This window comes from Thalassospira profundimaris WP0211 (assembly GCF_000300275.1).
GTDB classification, from domain to species: Bacteria; Pseudomonadota; Alphaproteobacteria; order Rhodospirillales; family Thalassospiraceae; genus Thalassospira; species Thalassospira profundimaris.
Genome location: NZ_AMRN01000020.1, coordinates 1 through 1,672, shown reverse-complemented (window position 1 = coordinate 1,672; position 1,672 = coordinate 1). Strand labels below are relative to the sequence as shown.

2 protein-coding genes are annotated in these 1,672 nt (G+C 53.3%); both read right to left on the bottom strand.

Features of this window, described 5'->3' with window-relative positions; translation table 11 throughout:
• Nucleotides 1–68: 68 nt before the first annotated feature.
• Nucleotides 69–1,070: a hypothetical protein gene (locus TH2_RS20370; RefSeq protein ID WP_008892347.1), complete on the bottom strand. Its 1,002-nt coding sequence runs from the start codon at nt 1,068–1,070 to the stop codon at nt 69–71.
• 13 nt (nt 1,071–1,083) lie between these two features.
• Nucleotides 1,084–1,503 (bottom strand): hypothetical protein, encoded by a 420-nt coding sequence (locus TH2_RS20365; protein WP_008892346.1) that lies wholly within the window; start codon nt 1,501–1,503, stop codon nt 1,084–1,086.
• Nucleotides 1,504–1,672 lie beyond the last annotated feature (169 nt).

Below are 1,672 nucleotides of genomic sequence, written 5' to 3'. Positions count from 1 at the left end.
AACCCGTCGCTTTCGCTGTTTGATTTTGGCTGATCGCAATAGGAGCGAAATCCTGCGCGGTTGTAATCCTATTGTACTGCCGCTCCCACCTCTAGCGCGTACGCACGAATCTCCGCACGTGTTTGCTGATCGGGCAAGTCGGCGTTGCGTGCCGGATTGTTGGCGTTGATGCCGTAATTTTCCAGTTGCCCGACAAGTTCATCGGTCGCTGCTTGGGCAGCTGTTTTTCCCTGCACCTGCGGCGCGTTGCCGCTCAGGCCGATCCGGTTGCTGATCACAATCGTCGCAATGACCGCACGCAACGCAGTAAAGGATATCCCGCCATAAGCTTGATCATTTGGTGGGTCATCTGCCGTTGCAACACCGTTGGCTAGTTTCTCCATCAGGGGATGGGTCCAGTTGCGCAGGGTGTTCGCCGGGGACTGGCCCGCCCAAGTCGTCACAGATTGCACCAGAGTATCGAAATTCGTCTGGTCCTGTTGGGAGGCCGGTTTTCGGACATATATCAGCGCTGTGTCAGGTTTGCCGTAAAGGCCGGGTGCGCCGACCTTGAAGGAAATAACGTCACCATCAGTGGTGCGGCTGTTGATAAGAAAGTTATCAATGGCATCGGGAATGCGCCCCAAAGGGACATTCACAGCCAGCCGCACATTATTGCGCGGCTCCATAGGTGGGAACCCGAAGTGATAGAAACAGCGATAAAGTTCCCCACCCGACAGGCTCCAGAATACATCAGGGTACTGCGACTGTTGCGCACTATGGACCGTGCGGAAAATATTGTTTTGGATATCGACATATCTGTTTGCAGTACCCAGAAAAGCCAGTTGCCGTTGTCCCAGGCCGATCAATACGGCATTGATCTCATCAAATGTGAGCGTATGGCGCGGGTTTTGGGGGCGGTCGTCTGGTGTGTTAAAGGTGTTGTAAAACCTTTGGTAAAGAGCACGCCGCGCTTCAGTGCGATGCTCCCCACCTGTCCGTACGGCCGTTTGTAAGTCTGCAATGCCTTGCTGTCCAAAGCTGTTCCAAACGGCTTCTGTCTTGGCTTTGAGGTTATCAAGTGCTGTCATACTGAGAGCTTCCTTAAGGAACAATAGGGCCGGGCGGCATGTCGTCGGGGACAAAGGGGGCACCGCCAAGATCGGAAAGAAGTTGCCGCAGCGCCTCAATTAGGGCTTTGGCCAGCACGTTTTCATTGCCAAGCTGTTGGTTTGAAGCTGTTTTGGCAGTGTTGAGTTGCCCCAGTTTCTGCATCGTAAGATTGGCGCTGACAAAGGTTTCAAGCGGACTGATGTAAACTCCTTGCAAGCTAGTATGCAGGCCGATTGCGGTCCCCAAACGGGTCCGTTCGTTACCGAGGTCCGAAAGCTTCTGGAGTAGTGTATTCAGCGTGCTGATCATTGTGCGCGCCTGTTGATCGAGGGTCGGGCGCGCTTCAATTGTCTTAATCAGGTCTTTAGTCGATTGTTCGGCTGAGCTGATTGTTTGTGTCGAGTTAGGCATGTCTACCTCCTGGCAACAAATCAGGTAGATGACGTTGACTGACGGCTATTGTGAACATCTTGGCCCGGCCGGTGGAATGCGCTCAGCCTTGCTGGCGAGCTTGTTCTCATCAGTTCAGTGGAAAGTTGGTTTGTAGGGGATGTCGAAAACGACGAAGTCGAATACATCA